20 protein-coding genes are annotated in these 22,388 nt (G+C 46.8%); 10 read left to right on the top strand and 10 right to left on the bottom strand.

Annotated elements, in window-relative coordinates; genetic code table 11:
• Positions 1–33: 33 nt before the first annotated feature.
• From hemB to hemA, 6 genes are read right to left on the bottom strand one after another with little or no spacing between them, the layout of a single operon-like run.
• Complete coding sequence (gene hemB, locus J7623_RS02890) at positions 34–1,011, bottom strand: porphobilinogen synthase (RefSeq protein WP_366838374.1); 978 nt, start codon at positions 1,009–1,011, stop codon at positions 34–36.
• Between the two features lie 16 nt (positions 1,012–1,027).
• Entirely contained in the window at positions 1,028–1,948 is a 921-nt protein-coding gene (gene hemF / locus J7623_RS02885; RefSeq protein ID WP_291916962.1) for an oxygen-dependent coproporphyrinogen oxidase, read from the bottom strand.
• Positions 1,949–1,953: 5 nt separating this feature from the next.
• Positions 1,954–2,982: a uroporphyrinogen decarboxylase gene (gene hemE / locus J7623_RS02880; RefSeq protein WP_291916960.1), complete on the bottom strand. Its 1,029-nt coding sequence runs from the start codon at positions 2,980–2,982 to the stop codon at positions 1,954–1,956.
• Positions 2,979–3,722, bottom strand: coding sequence for a uroporphyrinogen-III synthase (locus J7623_RS02875; RefSeq protein WP_291916959.1), 744 nt, complete (start codon positions 3,720–3,722; stop codon positions 2,979–2,981). Before J7623_RS02875 ends, hemE begins: the two co-directional genes overlap by 4 nt.
• Entirely contained in the window at positions 3,712–4,632 is a 921-nt protein-coding gene (gene hemC, locus J7623_RS02870) for a hydroxymethylbilane synthase (protein ID WP_291916958.1), read from the bottom strand. The genes J7623_RS02875 and hemC overlap by 11 nt, the downstream gene beginning before the upstream one ends.
• A 4-nt stretch (positions 4,633–4,636) precedes the next feature.
• Positions 4,637–5,890, bottom strand: a complete 1,254-nt coding sequence (gene hemA, locus J7623_RS02865; protein ID WP_291916956.1) for a glutamyl-tRNA reductase — start codon at positions 5,888–5,890, stop codon at positions 4,637–4,639.
• 322 nt (positions 5,891–6,212) lie between these two features.
• Between hemA and hemH the strand changes: the two genes are divergently transcribed.
• The 7 genes from hemH (at position 6,213) to J7623_RS02830 (ending at position 14,548) form a co-directional block, all read left to right on the top strand.
• A complete protein-coding gene (gene hemH / locus J7623_RS02860; RefSeq protein WP_291916954.1) occupies positions 6,213–7,259 on the top strand; it encodes a ferrochelatase in 1,047 nt (348 codons plus the stop codon).
• Between the two features lie 9 nt (positions 7,260–7,268).
• Positions 7,269–8,615 carry a protoporphyrinogen oxidase gene (gene hemG, locus J7623_RS02855; RefSeq protein WP_291916952.1) on the top strand — a complete coding sequence of 449 codons (1,347 nt, stop codon included), beginning with the start codon at positions 7,269–7,271 and terminating at the stop codon, positions 8,613–8,615.
• Between the two features lie 61 nt (positions 8,616–8,676).
• On the top strand, positions 8,677–9,807 hold the full coding sequence (locus tag J7623_RS02850; protein ID WP_291916950.1) for a Re/Si-specific NAD(P)(+) transhydrogenase subunit alpha: 1,131 nt from the start codon (positions 8,677–8,679) through the stop codon (positions 9,805–9,807).
• A gap of 34 nt (positions 9,808–9,841) precedes the next feature.
• Positions 9,842–10,153 (top strand): NAD(P) transhydrogenase subunit alpha, encoded by a 312-nt coding sequence (locus tag J7623_RS02845; RefSeq protein WP_291916948.1) that lies wholly within the window; start codon positions 9,842–9,844, stop codon positions 10,151–10,153.
• 126 nt (positions 10,154–10,279) lie between these two features.
• A complete protein-coding gene (locus tag J7623_RS02840) occupies positions 10,280–11,746 on the top strand; it encodes an NAD(P)(+) transhydrogenase (Re/Si-specific) subunit beta (protein WP_291916946.1) in 1,467 nt (488 codons plus the stop codon).
• A 98-nt stretch (positions 11,747–11,844) separates the two neighbouring features.
• The gene (locus tag J7623_RS02835; RefSeq protein WP_291916944.1) at positions 11,845–13,257 is read left to right on the top strand and encodes an RNA methyltransferase; all 1,413 of its coding nucleotides are present in this window, start codon (positions 11,845–11,847) and stop codon (positions 13,255–13,257) included.
• Positions 13,258–13,564: 307 nt separating this feature from the next.
• Positions 13,565–14,548: a LysM peptidoglycan-binding domain-containing protein gene (locus J7623_RS02830; RefSeq protein ID WP_291916943.1), complete on the top strand. Its 984-nt coding sequence runs from the start codon at positions 13,565–13,567 to the stop codon at positions 14,546–14,548.
• Between the two features lie 127 nt (positions 14,549–14,675).
• Here the strand turns inward: J7623_RS02830 and fmt are convergent, their stop codons facing one another.
• Together fmt and J7623_RS02820 are read right to left on the bottom strand one after the other, a co-directional pair.
• Positions 14,676–15,605, bottom strand: coding sequence for a methionyl-tRNA formyltransferase (gene fmt / locus J7623_RS02825; protein ID WP_291916941.1), 930 nt, complete (start codon positions 15,603–15,605; stop codon positions 14,676–14,678).
• 100 nt (positions 15,606–15,705) lie between these two features.
• Entirely contained in the window at positions 15,706–16,872 is a 1,167-nt protein-coding gene (locus J7623_RS02820) for an exo-beta-N-acetylmuramidase NamZ domain-containing protein (protein ID WP_291916937.1), read from the bottom strand.
• Between the two features lie 104 nt (positions 16,873–16,976).
• On the opposite strand from J7623_RS02820, the gene J7623_RS02815 reads away from it, so the two are divergent.
• Positions 16,977–17,405 carry a peptidylprolyl isomerase gene (locus J7623_RS02815; protein WP_291916936.1) on the top strand — a complete coding sequence of 143 codons (429 nt, stop codon included), beginning with the start codon at positions 16,977–16,979 and terminating at the stop codon, positions 17,403–17,405.
• 108 nt (positions 17,406–17,513) lie between these two features.
• On the opposite strand, the gene J7623_RS02810 is transcribed toward J7623_RS02815, so the two are convergent.
• The gene (locus J7623_RS02810) at positions 17,514–17,735 is read right to left on the bottom strand and encodes a cysteine-rich CWC family protein (RefSeq protein WP_291916934.1); all 222 of its coding nucleotides are present in this window, start codon (positions 17,733–17,735) and stop codon (positions 17,514–17,516) included.
• Positions 17,736–17,755: 20 nt separating this feature from the next.
• Positions 17,756–20,053 (bottom strand): 5-methyltetrahydropteroyltriglutamate--homocysteine S-methyltransferase, encoded by a 2,298-nt coding sequence (metE, locus tag J7623_RS02805; protein ID WP_291916932.1) that lies wholly within the window; start codon positions 20,051–20,053, stop codon positions 17,756–17,758.
• Between the two features lie 195 nt (positions 20,054–20,248).
• On the opposite strand from metE, the gene pepT reads away from it, so the two are divergent.
• Both pepT and J7623_RS02795 read left to right on the top strand, forming a co-directional pair.
• Positions 20,249–21,496 (top strand): peptidase T, encoded by a 1,248-nt coding sequence (pepT, locus tag J7623_RS02800; protein WP_291916930.1) that lies wholly within the window; start codon positions 20,249–20,251, stop codon positions 21,494–21,496.
• 170 nt (positions 21,497–21,666) lie between these two features.
• Positions 21,667–22,383 carry a MotA/TolQ/ExbB proton channel family protein gene (locus tag J7623_RS02795; RefSeq protein ID WP_291916929.1) on the top strand — a complete coding sequence of 239 codons (717 nt, stop codon included), beginning with the start codon at positions 21,667–21,669 and terminating at the stop codon, positions 22,381–22,383.
• The last annotated feature ends 5 nt before the right edge of the window (positions 22,384–22,388 follow it).

Below are 22,388 nucleotides of genomic sequence, written 5' to 3'. Positions count from 1 at the left end.
TTGGTGGTTTATTATTTTATGCAAGATAGGAAATTATGCATTCAGCAGTCGTACCACGTCCTTTGCGAAGTAGGTGGCAATCAGGTCTGCACCTGCGCGTTTCATGCTGGTCATTGTTTCCAGGATGGCTTTGTTTTCATCGAGCCAGCCTCTTTCTGCTGCTGCTTTAATCATCGCATATTCTCCGCTCACATGGTAGGCACTAACGGGAACGGTAGTACGATCTTTAATGATGCGCATGATATCCAGGTAAGCCATTGCAGGTTTTACCATCACGATATCGGCGCCTTCTTCAATGTCCATCAGTGTTTCCTTGATGGCTTCGCGGGAATTGGCGTAGTCCATCTGGTATGTTTTTTTATCGCCGAATCCAGGAGCTGAATCCAGCGCATCACGGAAAGGACCATAGAAGCAGGATGCATATTTGGCGCTGTAAGCCATGATACCGGTTTTATCGAAACCATTTTCTTCCAGGATGTTACGGATGGCGAGAATACGGCCGTCCATCATATCGCTGGGCGCTACAAAGTCAGCGCCGGCCTGCGCATGGCTGAGGCTCATGCGTGCCAGTACTTCCACGGTACGATCGTTCACAATTTCAGTACCTTCCACAATGCCATCGTGACCGTAGGAAGAGTAAGGATCCAGGGCCACGTCAGTCATCACTACCATATCAGGAATGGCATTTTTGATGCCACGGATGGCGCGTTGCATTAATCCATCCGGATTAACGGCTTCCGTTCCTTTGTTATCTTTTACACTGTCCGGTGCTTTTACAAACAGCAACACACTTTTTATACCCAGGCTCCAGAGTTCTTTGGCTTCCTTAATGGTAAGGTCCAGAGAATACCTGAAATAACCTGGCATAGAGCTGATCTCTTCCTTCACATTTTCTCCTTCGGTAATGAATAGTGGTGCAATAAAATCGCTGGGCCTTACTATTGTTTCCGCTACCATTGCGCGAATGGCGGGAGATACTCTTAAGATTCTGTTTCTTCTGATCATCTTTATAAAAATTTTATAGTTTTTATATAGTGGGCTTAATCCAGTCGCGTGGTTTCAGGAATTCCTGTAGTTGTGCTTCCGGGCTGCCAGGTATTGTATGGAAATCATATTCCCAGCGGGCTACCGGTGGCAGGCTCATCAGGATTGATTCTGTACGGCCATTGGTTTTTAAGCCAAACAGGGTACCTCTGTCGTGGATAAGATTGAACTCTACGTAACGGCCACGTCTATACGCCTGCCAGCTTCTGTGTGCTTCGGTATAAGGCAGGTGTTTGTTCTTTTCCACGATAGGCAGATAGGCGTCCAGGAAAGCGTTTCCATTGGCTTTGGAGAAGGCCAGTCTTTCTTCCGCAGTGGTATTGGCATCGGGGCGAAGGTAGTCGTAAAAGATACCGCCTATGCCACGGGCTTCGTTATCGCGATGTTTATTCACAAAATATTCATCGCAGTGTTTTTTATATTTTGGATAGAGGTCTGTACCGAAAGGATCGCAGGCATTTTTGAAGGTCTGGTGAAAATGGATGCCATCCTTTTCTTCCAGGTAGTAAGGGGTAAGGTCAGCGCCGCCACCAAACCAGCTGTCTTTCAGTGTTCCATCCTGTTCGTATAATTCGAAATAGCGGAAGTTAGCATGTACGGTAGGCACAAAAGGGTTCACCGGGTGGATCACCAGGGAGATACCGCAGGCCATAAATTTGCTGTTGGTAACGCCAAACTGTTGTGCCATTACTTCGGGCAAATCACCATGCACGATAGAGGTGCTGACACCGCCTTTTTCAAATACGTTACCGTTGGCAATCACGCGTGATTTGCCACCACCGCCACCGGGGCGTTCCCAGAGGTCTTCCCGGAAGGTAGCTTTCCCATCCGCATTTTCCAGGGCGGTGCAGATTTGATCCTGCAGGCCGTGGATAAAGGTGATGAATTCGTTTTTAATGCTCATGGTATTTATCCGTGTGCTTTAACTGTTTCCACAAATGCTTTGGCGTGATCTACCGGTACATTTGGTAAGATACCATGTCCGAGGTTGGCGATGTAACGTTGTCTGCCAAACCCTTTCAACATCTCTTTCACGGCCTTTTCAATTTCAGGGATGGGAGCCAGCAATTTAGCCGGATCGAAGTTGCCCTGCAGGGTGATGTTTTCGCCGGCAAACTGACGCGCTAAATGCGGTTTAATACACCAGTCGATGCCCAGGCCATGAGCGCCGGTGGCAGCCATGTCTTCAAGCGCAAACCAGGCACCTTTGGCGAATACAATGGTAGGGCACACATCTTTCATGGCGGCTACGATCTGGCGGATATATTGTAAAGAGAATACTTCGAAATCCTGCGGACTGAGCAATCCACCCCAGGAGTCGAATACCTGTACGGTATCGGCGCCTGCGGCTACCTGTGCTTTCAGGTAGGCAATAGTGGTATCGGTAATCATCTGCAGCAGCTGGTGTGCTACGGCTGGTTGCTGGTAGCAGAATGCTTTTGCTTCATCAAATGTTTTGGAGCCTTTACCCTGTACCATGTAGCAGAGGAGGGTCCAGGGAGCGCCACCAAAGCCAATCAGGGGCACACGGCCATCCAGTGTTTTTTTGGTGAGCTTCAGGGCATCAAATACGTAGTGTAATCTTTCCTGTACATCGGGAACGCATAAACGCTGCAGGTCTTGTGCAGATTTAATGGGAGCAGGGAGCAGGGGGCCTACTTTTTCCACCAGCTGTACTTCCATGCCCATGGCTTGCGGTACAACGAGGATATCAGAAAAAATAATGGCGGCATCTACTCCTACCTGGTCTACCGGCATCACGGTTATTTCTGTGGCCAGTTCCGGGTTTTCGCAGCGTTCAAAAAAGGAATATTTATCACGCAGTTTAATATAATCCGGGAGATAGCGACCAGCCTGACGCATCATCCATACAGGCGTGCGGGAAACGGTTTCACCTTTAAGGGCCTTCAGCAATAAGTCGTTCTTCAATGCGCTCATTCGTAGCAGTTAATGTTGTTAAAATAAAATATAGCTGTTTGCACCATGCTTTCTTCATAAGTGCTGGTGCTCATAATAATCTTGTTGTCGGTATGCTCTTGTAGAGCAGCAGCCGTGGTACGACCTATCGCAAAGCACACTGTGCCTGGAGATAAGGTGTTCGCAGAAAAATAACTTTTAACTGCGCTTGGGCTGAAAAAAAACACGCCGTCGTAATCTTGCACAGTCACCTCGGGGGTGGGGATATTTTCGTAGATCACATATTCGGTAACAGCGATGTTTGCAGCTTTGAGCATGTCAGGTAATTCATTTCTGCGTTGACTGCCGCAGAAGAAATTTACTGCCTCAATATCGCCCCGTTGAATAATAGCGTTTGCCAGGTCTTTGCCATAGCTGGCTTCCGCCAGTATTTGGTACGGGTGAAATTTTTCTTCCACCAGTTTCCGGGTGTTGCCGGCAATGCAGCAAATTTTCATGTTGTTAATGACAAAGTAAGTACTGCCCTGGTGGAAGTAGTCATCAGCGAGGATTTTAACCGCATTAGCGCTGGTGAAAACCTGCACGGTGTCTTGTGCAAATACCTGCATGATATTATGTTCACCTATCAGCGCTTCATTGTATAAAGGTTTTATTTGTATAAAGTCTTTAACATCAATGAGCAAACCACCCTCTTCCGCTACAGCAATGGAGCTGGCAGCCAGTGGCCTGGTGCATAATATGCGGTATTTATCATTTGACATTTCTGATCTGTGCTACAATTTCGGCGCCGCCCTGCGCCATGATTTCCTCTGCTGCCGCCTGTCCCAGGTGTTGTGCCTGATCGAGGGGTACTTCTCTGGAAGTGCTGAAAAAGCTGCTGCCATCGAGGCTGCAGAGCTCACCGCTGAAATGTATGGTGTTGTCTTTTATGTAAGCGTAAGCGCTGATAGGCGTGGTGCAACCGCCCATCAGGGTACGTAAAAATTCGCGTTCAATATGTGTGGCGAGTGCGGTAGGTGCGTCGTTAAATGCGGCGCAGGCCTCGCGGCAGAAAGTATCGTCTTCCCGGCAAACGGCTACTACAGCGCCTTGTGCAGGAGCTGGCAACATCCAGTCGAGGTCAATGGAATTAGCAGGACGTACATTAATCCTTTCCAGCCCGGCTACAGCGAAGATGGCGCCATCCCAGTTTTCATTCGCCAGTTTTTGCAGGCGGGTGTTCACGTTACCGCGGAGGTTGTGCAACTGGTGTTGCGGATATTTCCGGAGCCATTGCGCTTTGCGGCGTACACTGCTGGTGGCAATGTTAGCGATATAGTTTGCCTGTTCCAGGAAATCAGTATTGTTTTTATATACGAGCAAATCTTTTACGGGGCCACGTTTGAGGATGGCACCGTGTACAATTTGCTGTGGTAATTGTGTGGGAACATCTTTGAAGGAGTGAACGGCAACGTCGATGCGGTTATTGAGCAGAGCGAGGTCCAGGCTTTTGGTGAAGATACCTTGTACGCCTATTTCGTATAGGGGAGTAACCAGGTCAATATCACCTTCGCTTTTAATGGGCACCAGTTCTGTGCGGTAACCTTGTGCGGTAAGCAAATCATTTACCTGGTGTGCCTGCCATAAGGCCAGCTGACTTTCTCTTGTGCCTATCCTGATAACTTTATCCATTGGTTTATTCCTGGTTAACACCGGTCTCAAAAATATCGTTGATCATAGCAATGTACTGGTCACTTTTATCAGTTTCCTTGCGTACTTTACCTGCCATGAGATTAATCATTTTCTGTATGATGCGGGAGGATACCAGTTCGATATCTTCTATGTTGTAGTGGCCTCCGTTTTTCTGCTGTTGTATTTCGCGGGTATGTATTTCATGCAGTTTATCTTTTACTGCTTTCAATACTACCGCGTGCTTGCGCATTTTATACCAGTAGAGGAATTCCTCCATGTGTTCATCAATGATGGCAATGGCCTTAGGAACCTCGCCGAGCCTGTTTTGCAGGGTTTCATCCTGTACTTTCGACAGTTCATCCACATTTACGAGGGTGATATGCGGCAGGTCACCTACGGCCGCTTCCACGTTAAATGGAATAGAAAGGTCTACGATGAGTTTGGGAGAAGTCTGGTGCAGGTGATGTGTTAATACCGTTGGATGTGGTGCATTGGAGGCCACCAGTATTACGTCTGCCGCCTGCATTTCACTGACCATGTTTTCGTAGGGTGCATATTTCAATCCGTGTTGATCGGCGAAATCTGCTGCTACCTGCATGGTGCGGTTAATGAGGGTGATTTCTTTTACTCCCAGGTATTCAATCATGTTTTTGCAGGTATTACGGCCTATTTTGCCCACACCTAACAACACAATTTTTTTATCTTTTATATCAGGGCAAATGCGTTCCAGCATCCTTACGGTGGCGAAAGCCACGGATACAGTGCCTTTGCTGAGTCCTGTTTCTGTTTTAATGAGTTTGGAAACCTGTAATACACTGTTCACCAATCTTTCGAGGAAGCTGCCGAGGCATTGCTGTGCTTTAGCGAATTTGGTAGCGTTACGTATCTGGCCGATGATTTCATAATCGCCGAGGATCTGGGAATCAAGGCCGGTGCCCACCTGGTATAAATGCCTTACGGCTTCTTCTCCTGATTTGATATAAGCTAATTCTTCGAGCTGGCTTCTATCGCCGTTAGATTCCCTGCATAGCAAGTCTATCAGCTGCCCGGGATTCGCAGCAAATCCGTATACTTCTGTTCTGTTACAAGTGGATAGTACAAAGAGATCGTCTAGTTGCACCGTCCTGGCATGCTCCAGGAGTTGTTGATACTGTGCCGGATTGATGGCGTATAATCCCCTGATAGCAGCGTCTGTTTTCTTATAGTTGATGCCAACGATATGAAAATTTGCTATTTCTTTTGAATGACTGACCTGCATGTTCTTATATAAGCTTCCGGATGCAAAAGTACTTTCATACGTTCCAAACAAATGGGTTTAGGCTGTCATTAGTGTGTCATTTCTACTACTGGTAATCAGTACGACGAAAAAATGATTTTTATCAGTTTTTATTCTTTACAATAGGATGACAAGGAACTGTAAAGCGCAGAAAGCATAAAGCATAAAGCAAAAAGCTATTGAAGCGAAGATCAGAGCGGGTTTGGAAAGCGTCATCCGCTTCATTCTCCGCTTCAATAGCTTTTTGCTTTATGCTTTATGCTTTCTGCTTTTTCCTTAGCTTTGCCACAATTTATAAAAGGAAATGGTAGCTAAATCTGATGTTGGAATAGTATTGATGAACCTTGGATCGCCTGATTCTACGGCTGTACCGGATGTAAAACGTTATCTGATAGAGTTTTTGATGGACAAGCGTGTCATCGACTATCCGTGGTTATTCCGTAAGATATTGATAGAGGGTATCATTGTACCGAAACGCGCGGAACAGTCTGCGAAGGCCTATGCATCTATCTGGTGGGAAGAAGGTTCTCCCCTGGTAGCATTGACGAAGCAGTTACAGATGGCAGTGCAGAACGATATGGAGATACCGGTGGAAATAGCCATGCGTTATGGAAATCCCAGCCCCGAAGTAGCTTTTAACAACCTGTTGAAGCAAAATCCTGATTTGAAGGAAGTGGTGTTGTTGCCATTGTATCCACATTATGCGATGTCTTCTTATGAAACCGCAGTGGAGTATGCGCAGGAAATTTACCGTAAGAAGAAATATAAATTTAAGTTATCTACTGTTCCGCCATTTTATGATGAGCCGGAATATATCAATGCATTGAGTGAAAGTATGCGTCCATATCTCCAGCAGGAGTATGATTACGTATTATTCAGTTACCATGGATTACCGGAAAGGCATATGCGTAAAGCAGATCCTACCGGGGCGCATTGTATGAAAGTGGCTGATTGTTGTCATGTGAAATCAGCCGCGTCACCTTTCTGTTATCGTCACCAGATCACGGTTACCACTGAGCTGGTAGCGGAGCAGTTGGGATTACCCCGTGAAAAATGGGGTATCTCTTTCCAGTCGCGGCTGGGGCGTGAAGAGTGGCTGAAGCCTTATACGGCCGGGTTGCTGGAAACATTGCCTGCAGAGGGAAAGAAGAAGCTGCTGATTGTATGTCCGGCTTTCGTATCCGACTGCCTGGAAACATTGGAGGAGATTGCTGTAGAAGGAAAGCATTCGTTCCTGAGCAGCGGAGGTGAAACGTTTACCATGATACCCTGTCTGAATATACATCCGATGTGGGTGAAAGCGGTAGTAAAATATTGTACGGAAATCATTGCCAAAGAACAAGTAGTTTAATCTTTCCATATGTCTGAACAACCCGTTTTGATCATTGGCGCCGGTATCGCCGGGCTGAGTATTGCATATGAATTGCAAAAGTTGCAGGTACCATACCTGGTACTGGAAGCAGCAGATCATTCGGGTGGTGTAATGCATTCTTTCAGGGAAAATGGATTTGAGCTGGATGCCGGCGCCAATACCATTGCTGCTACTCCCGAAGTATTGACATTCTTCAGGGAACTGGGGCTGGATGGGGATATCCTGGAAGCCAGTGCCGCCAGTAAACATCGGTTCCTCGTTAGAAACAATCAACTACATGGTGTTTCTCCTCATCCTTTTAAAATCATGGCTTCGGATTATCTGAGTCGTGGCAGCAAATGGCGCCTGTTTACGGAGCGTTTCCGGAAAGCAGCACCTGTTGAGGGAGAGGAGAGTGTGACTGATTTTGTAAGCAGAAGATTTAATAAAGAAATTGCGGATTATGTATTTGATCCGGTATTATCTGGTATTTATGCAGGTCATCCTGACCGCATGAGCATTGGCGAGGTATTACCTGCATTACCGCGCTGGGAGCAGGAATATGGCAGCGTTACCAAAGGACTGATGAAGAATAAAACCGCCATGGGAGGCCGGAAAATTATCAGTTTCAAGGGAGGCAACCAGGTACTCACGAATCGTTTGACACAGTTGCTGACCACACCGGTACGTTTTAATTGCGCCATTACCGCCATCAGCTCTTCTAATAACGGCTATCTGGTCAACGCGGTGGAAAACGGCGTATCTGCCAGCTTTACAGCCGCAAAAGTAGTGATTACAACGCCTGCCTACCGTACCGCTGATATCATCAGCTCTCTCGATACTACTACTGCCGCGCTTTTGCGGGAAGTGCCTTATCCCCGCATGGGCGTATTACACCTGGGGTTTGATGTTGCGGCGCTGCCACAGCCGTTGGAAGGTTTCGGCTTTTTGGTGCCACATGCAGAAAATAAACACTTCCTGGGAGCCATCTGCAATTCTGCTATTTTCCCGGAGAAGGCACCGGCAGGAAAAATATTGTTTACCGTATTCCTGGGTGGTGCCAGGCAGGAACAGTTGTTTGATCAACTGAGTCCTGAAGTATGGCAACAACAGGTGATCAAAGAAATTACGGAGATACTGCATTTAACGGCTCCTCCGGTGATGCAGCGATTTAGTACCTGGCCCAAAGCTATTCCGCAGTTGAATGTAGGGCACGCGAAATTGCGCGGTGCTGTTGACAATTTTGAAAAACAATATCCGGGTATATCTATCCAGGGAAATTACATGCGGGGCGTAGCTATCCCGGCTTTGTTGCAAAATGCAGCCACTTTTGCCGCTTCTCTCACTAAAAATTAATTCCGGAAAATAGTTCGTTGTTGGCGTTTTTTCTTTAAATTCCATTATAAATTTCCACCAGATGATTGCAGGAATTTTAAAAGAAAAAAACGGCGAAACCAGGGTGTCTCTTGTCCCTGAAGTAGTAAAGCAACTGCAGCAAATGTCGGTGACCGTGTGGGTGGAGCAGGGAGCCGGCAACAATGCCAGCTATAACGACGACGCCTATATGCAGGCGGGAGCATTGATTAAAACTGCAGCAGACATTCTTTCCGGCGCAGACATCATTTTTACCCTGCAGCCTCCTTCCCGGGAGCTGGCAGACCAGGTACCAGCCGGTAAAATCATAGTAGGTATTTTACAACCACTCTATCGTGTAAGCGAAGTGGAATACTGGGCTTCCCGCAACATTACTTCTTTCAGTTTAGATACTATTCCCCGCACTACCCGTGCACAGGCCATGGATGTGCTTAGTTCCCAGGCCAATATTGCCGGTTACAAAGCGGTATTGCTGGCAGCGTATAGCTATGGGCGTTATTTCCCTATGTTAATGACCGCAGCCGGCAGCATTGCGCCGGCGAAAGTACTGATACTGGGTGCAGGTGTAGCCGGCCTGCAGGCTATCGCTACGGCCCGTCGTTTAGGGGCAGTGGTAGAAGTGTTCGACACCCGTCCTGCCGTGAAAGAAGAGGTGATGAGCCTGGGGGCAAAATTTGTGGAAGTAGAAGGCGCAGCGGATGCTTCTGCAGCCGGTGGCTATGCAGTAGAACAAACAGACGACTACAAACAAAAACAACAACAACGGATTGCGGAAAGTATAGCCAAAGCAGATATTGTGATTACTACGGCGCAAATTCCGGGCAAAACAGCGCCGATACTGGTCAGCAATGAAATGCTGGACCGTATGCGTGTCGGCTCCGTGATCGTAGATCTGGCAGCAGCTACCGGCGGTAATACCAGTCAGACAAAGAACAATGAAACGGTGCATTATAACGGCGTTACCATTATCGGTGATTCCAACCTGCCAGCTACCATGCCAGCTGATGCCAGCAAGTTATATGCAAAGAATGTATTTAACTTTCTGAAGCTGATCCTTACCCGGGAAGGCGCTCTGCACCTGGATTTTGAAGATGATATTGTACGTGGTGCCTGTATCACACATAACAGAGAAATTGTGAATGATCGTGTGAAAAGCATGATGCAGCCGGCTTAACGGCCCTCGTTAGGATTGTAAATACCTGTTCAACATGGAATATATTTTTGCTTTTCTTCACCAGCATATCGACCTGATCTACATTGTTATTCTCTCCATTTTCCTGGGGGTGGAAGTTATTTCAAGAGTACCGTCTGTACTGCATACGCCGCTGATGAGTGGTGCCAACGCCATCCACGGGGTGGTGATCATAGGTGCCATTATTGTGATGGGGAAAGCAGAGCCGGATAATTATGTGGCGTTGATCATCGGCTTCCTGGCGGTAATACTGGGTACCATCAACGTAGTGGGCGGCTTTGTGGTAACAGACCGCATGCTGGAGATGTTTAAAGGTAAAAGGAAATGAACCAGTTTTTAGCTTTTAGCCGTTAGCTATTAGCTATTAGAAAATGCAGCGAAGATTAACCTTACGTGCGTTTATTAATAGCTAATAGCTAACGGCTAAAAGCTAAAAAGCTAAAAGCTACTCAATATGGGATCCAGCATTTTATCAATTATTTACCTGATTGGCTCTGTTACTTTTATCCTCGGACTAAAGATGTTAAGCAAGCCGGATACTGCCCGTAAAGGCAATCTGATAGCGGCTGGTGGAATGTCGCTGGCGATTGTGGGTACTATCTTTCTTTACCGGGTAAATGATGCACCACTGCATAATTATGGTTGGATATTCTCAGGATTGCTGATTGGAGGCGTGATTGGAGTGTTATCTGCTAAAAAAGTAAAGATGACCGCCATGCCGGAAATGGTGAGTATGTTCAATGGCATGGGAGGCGCTTGCGCCGCATTAATTTCCATCGTAGAATTTAATCATATTCATGCGCTGATCCGTAATTTATATGCGCCCGTTTCTGATGATCACCTGGTGTTGCAACTGCTGGAATCATCAGCATCACGGGGTACTGTACTGGTAATACTACTCAGCCTGGTGATTGGTGCAGTGTCCTGCGCGGGCAGCATCATTGCATGGGGCAAGCTGGCGGGTAAAGTGAAGGATTTTTCTTTCAAAGGACAACATCTGCTGAATTTAGGCGTGCTGGCGTTGCTCGTAGGATTGTCCGCCTGGTTGTTAATGATATTTGCCGTATCGCCCGGTACCGGTATCCTCGTTTTTTACATTATTTTCCTGCTGGCATTGTTCTACGGTGTATTATTTGTGCTTCCCATTGGTGGGGCAGATATGCCGGTAGTGATTTCTTTACTTAACTCCTTTACGGGTGTGGCGGCGGCCTGTGGCGGATTCTTATATAGTAACCCGGTGATGCTCACCGGTGGTATCCTTGTTGGTTCCGCGGGTACAATTCTGACGATCCTGATGTGCAAAGCCATGAATCGTTCTTTGAAGAATGTGCTGATTGGTTCCTTTGGTGGTGGTGGTGCAGTAGCGGCTGCTGGCGGAAAAGAGCAGGGTAGCTATAAAGAAATCAGTTTAAGCGATGCGGCGGTGGTAATGGCCTATGCCAATAAAGTGATCATTGTGCCGGGCTATGGATTGGCGGTAGCGCAGGCCCAGCATGTGTGTCATGAACTGGAAAAAATGTTGGAGGAAAAAGGGGTAGAAGTGAAATATGCCATTCACCCGGTGGCGGGTCGTATGCCGGGGCATATGAACGTGTTGCTGGCAGAGGCAGATGTACCTTATGAGAAATTGTTGGAAATGGAAGATGCCAATGCAGAGTTTTCCACAACAGATGCGGTCCTGATCCTCGGCGCCAATGACGTGGTAAACCCCGCTGCCAAAAATGATCCCGCCAGCCCTATTTATGGGATGCCTATACTGGAAGTGGAAAATGCGAAAGTGGTGATTGTGAATAAACGTAGCATGAAACCGGGATATGCCGGTATAGAAAACGACTTGTTCTTTCAACCTAAAACCTCCATGCTGTTTGGTGATGCCAAGAAAGTACTGCAGGACCTGCTGACTGCCGTTAAGGAGGTATAGTTTTCCCGCAAAGGAGCTATGAATTTCTTATTCTCTTTTGCTGCTTTGCCCTGTGCTGCTTTGCCGGAGAAAATATTATTTTTGCGGAAAAATTTCCTTTGTCCAGTCATTTACCAGTAGCGCTGCTTGATTCATTAGCAGGACTTCCGGGTTATAACCGGGAAACATTTGAACGTGTTCATGCTGCCGCAGAAAAAATTACATCCCTGCGGTTAAATCCCAATAAAATTACGTCACCGGAGAAAGCGCAGCAGGTGTTGCAATCCCTGTCTGCCGCGGGGCTGAATAAAGTACCGTGGAGTAGTGAGGGATACTATTTACCAGCCCGGCCATCTTTTACATTCGATCCATTTTTTCATGCGGGTGCGTATTATGTACAGGAAGCATCTTCAATGTTCCTGGAGCAGGCGGTGCGTGCTACCGTAGATGTATCGGCCGCTTTGAAGGTGTTGGATTTGTGTGCGGCGCCAGGGGGCAAGTCTACCTTACTGCAATCGGTGATCAGCCCTGATAGTTTACTGGTGGCCAATGAGGTGATTAAAGCGCGTGCGGCTTTGCTGGCGGATAATCTTACTAAGTGGGGCGCCGCCAACGTGGTGGTGACGAATAACGATCCGCGTGATTTTTCCAGGCTGCCGGGTTACTTCGACCTGGTAGTAGTAGATGCGCCTTGTTCCGGTTCGGGTTTGTTCCGCCGTGATCCGGAGTTGGTATCGGAATGGTCGCTGGAAAATGTAACGCTTTGCAGCCAGCGGCAGCAGCGTATCCTGGCAGATGTGTTGCCTGCTGTAAAAGAGGGCGGCGTAGTGATTTATTCTACCTGCTCTTTTTCTGCTGAAGAAGATGAGGCCATACTGGATTGGCTGGCTGATCATTTTGAGCTGGAGAATATCTCCATTCCGTTGGAAGAACAATGGGGAATTGTACCAACGGTAACGACTAAACGAAACTGCACTGGTTATCGTTTTTATCCCGACAGGTTGAAAGGGGAAGGCTTTTTTATTGCCTGTTTCCGCAAGCGTAGCGGGGAGTCAGTGCGTAATAAAGGCAAAGAAAAGGAGCCGAAGAAAGTCGCTTTAACAGCGCGGCAACGTGAGGTAATGATGCCCTGGTTAAACGTGCCGGCCAGCTATGAATATCTCCTGCACCAGGACGAAGTATTGATATTACCGCCTTTATTAGCTGCTGAAATGCCATTGTTGCAGCAACAATTGTATATTCGCAAGGCGGGTGTTAAAGCGGGGCAACCCGGACAGAAAGAATTAATTCCTGATCATCAGCTGGCGGCGAGTTTGCTGGTAGCTGACCAGATACCGGCGGTAGACCTTAACCTGCAGCAGGCATTACAATACCTGCGTAAAGAAGATCCCGGTGTGACTACGGCAGTAAGAGGCTGGGCGCTGGTACGGTATGAAGGAATGAATCTTGGCTGGGCAAAATTTTTACCTAACCGCATGAATAATTACTACCCGAAAGAGTTACGCATTCTGAAAGAAATTACAGGATTGTAAAAAAATAAGGTATCGCTATTTATCTCCCATAATGGCCAACTTGAAATGCAATGCCAACAGGTGTTTGCCGTGAGTATTTGACGAGAACGATCCCCGCAGCTCACCACAACAAAAGGCAGAATTTTTCGTTTGGTTTATTAAATAAAATTGTCAATTTTAACACATATATTCGTTGCCCGAAATAGCAAATAAAAAAAACAGATTTTTTGGTGCTGCAATGGTATAATTAGGTTGTCGTTGGGTACTACATACGAGAGCAGAAATATCCGGGGCAGCAGGCAGATCATCAATCATAAACAGAGTTAGTATGGTAAAATCGATTCTATCAATCGTCTTGTTTGGTTTTAGTGCAGGAGCGGTGCAGGCGCAGGACACGCTGCAGGTACAAGGTACTTCCCCCGCCCTTTACATATCCCATGTTGTTAAGAAAGGAGAAAATTTTTATAGCCTCAGCCGTGCATATGGTATACCGCCAAAAGAAATAGCTGCTGCCAATAAAGTATCCATGGAGCAGGGATTGCAACTGGGACATAATTTGCATATCCCGTTAACCGCAGCTAACTTTTCACAAAAAGCTGATGCTACCGGTAAGCCGGTATATCATAAAGTAACCGATAAGGAAACTTTGTACCGGGTAAGCGTGAACTATAACAAAGTGCCACTGGATAACATCCGCCAATGGAACAACTTTTCCGGCGATGGACTGAAGAAAGATAGTTATGTGATCATCGGCTTTATCAAAGCAGGTGGTGCAGCCGCGGAAGCAGCGCCTAAAGTGGAAAAGGTAAAAGAGAAAGCAGCAACGGTAGCGGAGCCTGTAGAAACAGCCGTTACACCAGCGCCAGCCCCGGCACCTGCTCCTGTAAAGGAAACAGTAAAGAAAGAGAAGGAAAAAGCAGCACCTGTTGTAGAACAACCGGTAGAAACAGTGGCTACACCCACTCCTCCTCCTGCAAGACCAGCCGCCGCTAACAGCAGCGCTGATTTTGAGCAACTGTATGCCGAACAAACCAATAACGGTAAAAAGACCACTTCTGAAAAAGGCCCTGGTACCTGGTTTAAGAGCAATGCCGTAGGAAAATATTATGCGCTGCATAATACTGCACCCCGTGGCACCATCATTAAAGTAACCAACCCATTAAATGGTAAGGCGGTATATGCTAAAGTACTGGATGTTATTCCGCAGATGAAAGCCAATGCGGGCCTCATCATTAAGCTGAGCGACAGTGCCATGCAAGCCCTTGGTAATAATGAAACCCGCTTCTATTGCGAGTTGAGTTATGAGAACTAAGGAAAGCAGAAAGCGGAAAGCAGAAAGCAAAAAGCTATAAAAGCGAATGACCTGAGCGAGTATTTAAACTCATACGCTCAGGTCATTCGCTTTTATAGCTTTTTGCTTTCTGCTTTTTGCTTTCTGCTTATTGAAAGCGATATCCCCGTAAGAATGCTTCAATATCCATTTTCTTCTTGCCTTCCAGTTGTATTTCATCGAGGTATAAATACCCGTCAGCAGCAGCAATTTTTACATAGGTTTTTTGATCGGTATCAAATTCTCCCGGTGCTTTGGAAGGGGTGGTCAGTTCTTTGTGAGCTTTGTATATCTTCAGATTTTTGCCCTGAAAAACGGTCCAGGCGGCCGGATACGGGCTTAATCCCCTCACATGGTTATAGATCTTATCCAATGGTTGTTGCCAGTTGATCTGGCAGGTTTCCTTGAATATTTTAGGCGCATGTTTAATATCGGCGGCGGGGATGTTGGCTTGTGGCGTTCCCACGGCATTACCGGCGGCAATGGCTTGTACTGTTTTTAGCAGCAATTGGGCGCCGGTGTGCATGAGTGCATCATGTAATTCGCCGGCAGTTTCATCTTCCCGGATGGCAACTTTGTCGCTGAACAGGATATCTCCGGTATCAATTTCGTGCTGCAGCTTAAAGGTAGTTACACCAGATACTTTTTCACCGTTGATGATGGCCCAGTTAATAGGCGCTGCACCGCGGTAATGAGGCAACAGCGACGCATGTACATTAATAGTGCCTTCCGGTGGCATATTCCATACTATTTCCGGCAACATACGAAATGCCACTACTACCTGCAGATCTGCTTTCAACTCCTTTAAAGTGGCAATGAAATCAGGGTTCTTCAGCTTTTCCGGTTGTAATACCGGTAGTCCTTTGCTCACGGCATATTGTTTCACGGCGCTTTCCTGTAGCTGTAATCCACGTCCCGCGGGCTTATCAGGTGCTGTGATCACCGCAACAATATTAAAGCCGTGTTGCACTAATATATCCAGGGATGCCACTGCGAAATCGGGCGTACCCATAAAAATTATACGGAGGTCTTTACTCATAGAGGGCAAAAATAAAGCTTTTAGCAAAATGCAGCGAAGAACATGTTATATGTTAATCTCCGCTGCATTTTGCTAAAAGCTAAAAGCCAATGGCTAAATGCTAATACAACAGGTACTTCGCCCGTATTACTTTAAACTTCGCTAAGCCGGGCTCCCAGCTTTTGCGGATATCTTCTTCCGAAACCCCTTTTACAATTTGTTGTTGCAGCTGTGTATTGCCGGCTACTTTAGAGAAGAAGGGAATGAAAAATTTGTCTTTGTCCGGGAATATTTTGTACGCATCTATCAGCCATTTCAATTCAATTCTGCGGCCTTTGTGAGGAACCGTTTCCGGTGCATTACTCAGGTCGTAGCCATAGCAGAGCTGATCTTTAAGTACCGGTGTAGGATTGATAGCGCTGGCGCGGGGTGTAAAAGAGAAGCCTTGTTTAGGAAACAGCGGAGAGCCGTATACCTGGAAAGGTTTGTCGGTGCCGCGTCCCAGGCTGAGTACTGTTCCTTCAAAAAAGCAGAGCGAAGAATACAGGTTGATAGCGGCCATGTTAGGCAAGTTGGGAGAGGGTTTAATGGGAACGCGGTAAAACGTTTGATGGCTGTAGTTTTCGCAGGGAATCACTTTAATGTTGCATTGTACACCTTTGCTGAGCCAGTGTTCTCCGTTGAGCATGCGGGCATATTCACCTACTGTCATGCCATGCACAATGGGAATAGGCTGCATGCCGATAAAAGAGCGAAAAGCGGTATCGAGGATGGGACCGTCAACATAATCTCCATTAGGGTTTGGACGGTCCAGGATCACGAGGGTTTTATTGTTTTCAGCAGCAGATTCCATGAGTTCCTGCAGGGAGGAGATGTAAGTAAAGAAGCGGGTACCCACATCCTGTATATCGAAGAGGAGGATATCCACATCTTTCAGGTCTGCAGCGGTGGCTTTGCGGTGTTTGCCGTAGAGCGACACAATGGGAATACCAGTGGCAGAATCGATGCTGTTGGCGACTGTTTCGCCGTGGCCGGCATTGCCCCTGAAGCCATGTTCCGGGCTGAAGATCTTTTGGATTTTTACATGGAGCTTCAGTAGGGAATCTACCAGGTGGGTTTTCCCGATAGTAGCGGTTTGATTCACCATCATAGCTACCCGTTTATTTTTCAGCAATGGCAGATAGCGGCTGGTTTGTGTGGCACCTGGCAGTACGAGATCCGCGTATTGTGCGGAGGTTTCCATAAAGCATCCTACCAGGAGGATGCAAACAAGTAATATACGGTTCATACCGTTAAGATACAGCAAAGCTTTATTGGCTGCATCAAAAAACGCGGATTATAGCAGCTTTTTGTATCTTGCGCGTAATTATTAACACTAAACAATTAATTTTTATGCAAGCTGTTAAAAACGGGGATACAGTGAAGGTGCATTACCATGGCCGTTTAACGAATGGAACTACCTTTGATTCATCAGAGGGCAGACCTCCACTCGAATTCAAGGTAGGTGCCGGTATGGTTATCAAAGGATTTGAGAATGGTGTGCTGGACATGAAAGTTGGCGATAAGAAGACCATTCATATCCCTGTTGATCAGGCATATGGTCCTAAGAGCGATGAAATGATCATGGATTTTCCTAAAGCGAATATCCCGGCTGATCTGAATCCGGAAGTAGGCATGGAATTGCAGATGAGCAATCCTCAGGGCCAGGTATTTCAGGTGAAAGTAGCTGCTATTGGCGACGAGTTCATTACCCTGGATGCTAACCACGCTTTGGCTGGTGAAGATCTGGTGTTTGACCTGGAGCTGGTAGAAATCGTATAATGTTGTAGCTTTTAGCCATTAGCTATTAGCTTTTAGAAAAAAATGCAGCGGAGATTAACATATTACATGTTCTCCGCTGCATTTTTTCTAAGAACTAATGGCTAAAAGCTATTTATGCTCCTTCTTCAAAGGAGCAGGTGGCCCCGGAAAGCCGGATTTCAGCTCACGTAAACAATCAATACAAAGACAACCACTATATTGCTGTTGGATGAAGTGTCGTTCTTCCTCCGATAAGCTAATGTCCTGGCATTGACAGCGTAGAATGGTGCCTACACGGCATTCAAAGGTACGCTGGCAGCGCGGACAGGTAACGGTTTCATGACATGCCATATCATGAAAGTACGAAGGTTTTAGCAACTCACTGTCTGCTTTATCCTTGCATTTTTGGCGGCGGTAACCATATTCCGGAGTGCGGCTTCTGTTTCCGCCCATTTCCGCGTTTTCAGGCCACAGTCGGGGTTTACCCAGATATTACGGGCCGGCAGCAATTGGGCTGCTTTTTCCAGTAATGCTTCCATTTCTTTTACCGTAGGTACTCTTGGCGAATGGATATCGTATACGCCGGGCCCTGTTTCGTTGGGGTAACGGAAGTGAGCAAAGGCTTCCAGCAGTTCCATCTGGGAGCGGGAGGTTTCAATGGTAATCACATCTGCATCCATAGCGGCAATATGTTCGATGATGTCATTGAATTCTGCATAACACATATGTGTATGTACCTGGGTGGCGTCATCCACCGTGCAAACTGCCAGGCGGAAGGCTTTCACGGCGTCTTCCAGGTAGGCGGCACGCAGTGCTTTGCGGAGTGGCAGGCCTTCGCGCAGGGCAGGTTCATCTACCTGGATCACGGTAATACCGGCATCTTCGAGGTCTTTTACTTCATCGCGGATGGCGAGCGCCAACTGAAATGCAGTATCCATGCGGGGTTGATCATTTCTTACAAAAGACCATTGCAAAATAGTGATAGGTCCTGTGAGCATGCCTTTCACCGGTTTGTTGGTGAGTGATTGAGCATAGCGGCTCCAGGCTACCGTCATTGGCCGGGGACGTTGCACATCTCCAAAAATAACCGGTGGTTTTACGCAGCGGGTGCCGTAGCTTTGTACCCATCCATTTTGTGTGAAGGTGAATCCATCGAGTTGTTCACCAAAATATTCCACCATGTCATTCCGCTCAAACTCGCCATGAACCAATACATCCAGGCCCAGGTTTTCCTGGCGGTAAATGGTGTCGGTAATAGCACTACGGATTTCGGCATCATAGGTTTCCTGGGAAATCACACCTTTTTTCAGATCGGCGCGCAGTTGCCTGATCTCCGTCGTTTGTGGGAAAGAGCCGATAGTAGTAGTAGGGAATAAAGGCAATTGCAGCACTGCATGCTGTAACAACTGGCGATGAGCAAACGTGCTATGGCGCTGGGTATCGGCGGTAGTTACCTGTTTAAGCCTGTCCTTTACAGCCGGGAGATGTATGCTGGCGGAAGTCTTGCGGCTGTTCATAGCCTTTTCATTGTCTGCCAGCAAAGTGGTATCACCTGCAATAATGCGGTTCAATGCAACTACTTCGCCCACTTTTTGTTTGGCAAAGGCCATCCATTGTTTAATTTCCGGAGACAGGGCAGTTTCTGCATCCAGGTCGTATGGCACATGCAGTAATGAGCAAGAAGTGCCCAGCAGCAGGCGATCTTCACCGATCTGCGCAATGGCTTTCCGGATAAGCGCAAGAGATGCGTTATAGTCGTTTTTCCAAATATTACGTCCGTCTACTACACCGAGGGAGAGGAGTTTATTTGCAGGCAGGTCCGCCAGTATTGTATCCAGTTGCTCCGGCGCCCGTACCAGGTCAATGTGTAATGCGGATACCGGTAATTGTAAAGCCAATTCTGTATTGTCTTCCAGCCCGCCAAAGTAAGTAGCCAGTAAAATTTTCAGGTCAGGTAATGCAGCGCGGATAGCGGTATAAGCGGTGTCATATAGTGCTTTTGCAGCCGGTTCCAGGTCGGTTACCAGGGAAGGTTCGTCGAGTTGTACCCAGGTAGCGCCGGCTTCCTGTAAGGCGGTGAGGAGCTGGATATATACTGGCAACAGTTTTTCCAGTAAAGTGTCGTGGCTCAACTCCGCATCTTTTATTTTACCACTCAGGATAAACGTTACAGGGCCTATCAGCACAGGTTTGGTGGTAATGCCGTGGCTGAGTGCTTCTTTAAATTCCTGTACACATTTGGGATTATGCAGCGCATATTGTTGGCGGGACTCAAATTCCGGCACCAGGTAATGGTAATTGGTATCAAACCATTTCGTCATTTCCAGGGCGGTGATATCAAAATTATTTTTCTGGTAACCTCTTGCCAGCGCGAAATACAGCTCAGGGCAGTTAGGGTTGGCGAAGGTGTCCCGCAGCGCCTGGAAGCGGGAGGGAATCACACCTACGGTCATACTCATATCGAGTACCTGGTCGTAATAAGAGAAGTCGTTGGAAGAAATCAGGTCTATGCCTGCTTCCTGTAGTAATGTCCAGTTTTCTTTTCGTAGCTGCCTTGCCGTTAGTTCCAGTCTTTCCAGTGAAATTTTTCCGGCCCAGTAATTTTCGCAAGCCTTTTTCAGTTCCCGTTGGCTGCCTATTCTAGGGTAGCCCGCAATATTGGTGAGCATATGTAGGATATGTTTTATTCTTTGCAAACCTATTATTATTGTTTGTTTGTTCGTAGTTATTGTGAATATTTAGATTTTTGTCTTAAAAAATTATATTAAAACAGAATAAATTACTTTTTAGAGTATTGTGAGCGGTGGTAAAACAGAATAATTTACGGCAGGGGGTGTATAGGTGTTTTTCCTTAGGTTTGCAATATGTTTACAAATTACTCCTACACAGTCGACAAGCGCTTCATGCGCTATGCACAAATAGATACGCAATCAGATCCGATGAGCAACAGTTTTCCGACAACGGAAAAGCAAAAGGATTTATCACGCCTGCTGGTACAGGAATTACATGAGATGGGCATTACAGATGCAGAGCTGGATGAGCATGGCTATGTGTATGCTACTATTCCTGCAAATACCGACAAACAGGTACCAGTGATTTGTTTTTGTTCTCACGTGGATACCTCACCCGACAGCAGTGGCACCGGCGTGAAACCCATTGTGCATTACCAGTATGATGGAGGTGATATTGCATTGCCGGATGATGAAACCGTAGTGATCAGTGCGAAAGAACATCCTTACCTCGCCAGCAAAAAGGGAGATGATATTATTACTGCCAGCGGTACCACCCTGCTGGGTGCAGACGATAAAGCTGGTGTAGCTGAGATCATGGATGCTGCTCACTTCCTGGTGACTCACCCGGAAGTAAAACATGGTGCTATCCGTATCTTGTTTACACCAGATGAGGAAGTAGGACGCGGGGTAGAAAAAGTAAATATGAAGAAACTGGCTGCCAGCTTTGGTTATACCATGGATGGTGGTGAGCTGGGCTCTTTGGAAGATGAAAACTTTTCTGCTGACGGTGCCAGGATCACCGTTTATGGTGTGAGCGCACACCCCGGAGCCGCCAAAGATAAACTGATCAGCGCTATTAAGATTGCGGCAGAAATCGTAGATGCGTTACCGAAGGACAGCCTGTCTCCTGAAACGACCGACGACAGGGAAGGATTTATACACCCGGTGCGTGTACAGGGAAATGTGGAGAAAACGGAGATTGACTTTATCATCCGTGACTTTGAAACGGCGCACCTGGAGGCCCATGAAACTTATCTGCGTCGTATCATGGAAAAGGTGTTGGATAAGTACCATGGTGCAAAAGCTACGCTGAAGGTAACCGAGCAGTATCGCAATATGAAAGAGGTGCTGGTGCATCACCCGGAAGTGACAGCTTATGCAGCGGAGGCGATCCGTCGTGCCGGCGTACAGCCGCTGAGAATGAGTATCCGCGGTGGTACGGATGGTTCCCGTTTATCTTTTATGGGATTGCCCTGCCCGAATATTTTCACCGGGGAAATGGCCTTACATAGTAAGCATGAATATGTGAGCATACAGGATATGCAGAAAGCAGTGCAAACAATTGTATATCTGGCACAGCTTTGGGAAGAGAAGGCGTAAAAAATTGCACGCAAAGAAGCGAAGGAGCAAAGAGGTAAAGAAATGTAATAAGATAAAAATAATCTTAGCGTCTTTGCTCCTTTGTTCCTTTGCGTGAACTTTCGCAAATATTTTATTACTTTAACCGTTTATAGTAGTGTTCTACTTACGCACCCGTTAAAATATAGTTCATGTTGTTAGGTTTAATTACATTATTACAGGATTCTTTATTACGTCCCAAAGCAGATACCGTTGCACAGGGTATTTCTGCTGCTACTGCACCTCCTCCGGAGATTCATTTGATTGACATGCTGATGAAGGGTGGTGTGTTGATGATCCCATTGGGCATCTTGTCGCTGGTAGCAGTATATGTTTTTGTGGAGCGGGCCATTACTATTGCCAAAGCTGGTAAACTGCCTGATAACTTTATGCCGATGATCCGTGATCAGATCACCAGCGGTAATATGCAGTCGGCGCGTTCATTGGCTAAAAATACGCCAGGACCTATTGCCCGTATGATTGAGAAAGGGATACAGCGTATCGGCAAGCCGATCGATAATATTGAGAAATCCATGGAAAATGTGGGGAAACTGGAAATTTACCGGATGGAAAAGAACCTGGTGATCCTGTCTATTATCGCAGGTATTGCGCCTATGTTCGGGTTCCTGGGTACTATTGCAGGGATGATCCAAACCTTTTTCAACATCTCTATTACCTCAGATATTACACTGGGAACTATTGCAGGCGGTATCTATGTAAAGATGATTACCTCTGCATCGGGATTAATCATCGGTATCGTGGCATTTATCGGCTACAGTTACCTGAATGCACAAATTGATAAAGTAGTAAATAAGATGGAAGGCGCTTCTGCTGAATTCATCGATATCCTGCAGGAACCCACCCGCTAAAACCA

This window comes from Chitinophaga sp. (assembly GCF_017745275.1).
GTDB lineage: Bacteria > Bacteroidota > Bacteroidia > Chitinophagales > Chitinophagaceae > Chitinophaga.
This window is presented reverse-complemented; position numbering and strand designations above follow the sequence as displayed.